This is a genomic window from Agrobacterium sp. NPDC058088 (assembly GCF_042885035.1).
In the GTDB taxonomy this organism is placed as follows: domain Bacteria; phylum Pseudomonadota; class Alphaproteobacteria; order Rhizobiales; family Rhizobiaceae; genus Agrobacterium.
The window spans coordinates 1-1,558 of record NZ_JBHVSU010000034.1 but is presented as its reverse complement, the minus strand read 5'-3'; the positions used below and the strand labels follow the sequence as shown (position 1 = coordinate 1,558).

2 tRNA genes and 2 rRNA genes are annotated in these 1,558 nt (G+C 52.4%); all 4 read right to left on the bottom strand.

Going from position 1 to position 1,558, the window contains the following annotated elements:
* Positions 1 to 284: ribosomal RNA gene (locus ACFVTJ_RS25415) — 23S ribosomal RNA — on the bottom strand; the annotation flags it as partial.
* Positions 285 to 1,024: 740 nt separating this feature from the next.
* A tRNA-Ala gene (locus ACFVTJ_RS25410) sits at positions 1,025 to 1,100 on the bottom strand.
* 94 nt (positions 1,101 to 1,194) lie between these two features.
* A tRNA-Ile gene (locus ACFVTJ_RS25405) sits at positions 1,195 to 1,271 on the bottom strand.
* A gap of 220 nt (positions 1,272 to 1,491) precedes the next feature.
* Positions 1,492 to 1,558: ribosomal RNA gene (locus ACFVTJ_RS25400) — 16S ribosomal RNA — on the bottom strand; the annotation flags it as partial.

Genomic DNA, 1,558 nt, shown 5'->3' with positions numbered 1-1,558 from the left:
AGTCTCGGTTGATGTCCTTTCCTGCAGGTACTTAGATGTTTCAGTTCCCTGCGTTCGCTTCTTACCCCTATGTATTCGAAAGTAAGATACCTTATAACAATGCTTGGAAACCCAAGCCGTCATAAACGGTTTGGATTTTCCAAGCATTTAAGGTGGGTTGCCCCATTCGGAGATCCATGGATCAAAGCTTATTCGCAGCTCCCCACGGCTTTTCGCAGCGTATCACGTCCTTCTTCGCCTGTGCATGCCAAGGCATCCACCAAATGCCCTTAATTCACTTCTTCGTTCTCATTGTCTATGCTCATCATCTGTTGGATTTGGCAGAACCTTTCCTTCTCGCTTACGCTCAAAGGGGTGCCAAATCGGGCCATCCGGGCAAAACTCAATCTGCCGCGAAAGCCATTCCATCCCTAACGATAAAGAGAGGAACAACGGTTACGGTTACCTTTTACAACCGCAACACCAACGATGACATCGACGTGTCGGTACGGTCTTCATTGAGGGCACGCCGGTGCACCTCGAAGCCATACCATTAAGACCAGCTTCTCGAGATATCATCCGGTGATGCGCGGTCAGGCAACATCAATCCAGCATGTCCATCAGATGAAGGCCTAAACCTTCAAACAACAAACATGCCTTGGACAAGCTTTCCTTCCTACCTCCAATCCCTCCGCCAATTCCGGCCGACTAAGCCATCACAAGGTTTCTCAGGGACTGGGCTCGGACGTTTCAAACCACAAGGGCTCAAAACACCTGGAAGCTTCCAGACATATCTTCTCTTCACAATGTATTCAGAACAGGCATCAATCCTTACAGACGATGCAAACTTTTATTTCTTCAGAAGACAATTCTGCACTCACGCGCCGAAGGCGCTCCGTGAGGGCGCCAAACTATTGGCGACGCGCTACCGCGCTGTATTGCTGCCACACTCGACCTCGGATCAGTTCGCCCATACAGGACGATAGTCCGTCGCGCCTCGTGGCGCGGCCCGTCCGGAGCCCTTCGGGCGTCAGGACAAAACAAATGGTGGAGCTGAGCGGGATCGAACCGCTGACCCCCTGCTTGCAAAGCAGGTGCTCTCCCAGCTGAGCTACAGCCCCATCCAGCTCGATCACCCAAGTCTCATCAACCAGGCGCGGCAACAATTCGCATCAACCAACAGTCTCAACCCAAACCCTCATTCGCATATGCAAATGGTGGGCCCGGGAAGACTTGAACTTCCGACCCCACGCTTATCAAGCGTGTGCTCTAACCAACTGAGCTACGGGCCCATTCCGGTACCGGTCGATGCGGCTTTTGTCTTCTTGAAGAAAGAGAAACGTGGACGGCGAACCTTGCCATACCCGCTGTCTGCGTAGCAGATCTGCAGGCGTATTACGTTTCGATGGTCACCTGACTGGTGCCATCTATGTTCTAAAAAGCACGGGAAAGTTCATACCGCGTTGATCCGAAGACCGGTGCGGTCGTCTTACTGTTCCACAGCTTCCTTAGAAAGGAGGTGATCCAGCCGCAGGTTCCCCTACGGCTACCTTGTTACGACTTCACCCCAGTCGCTGAC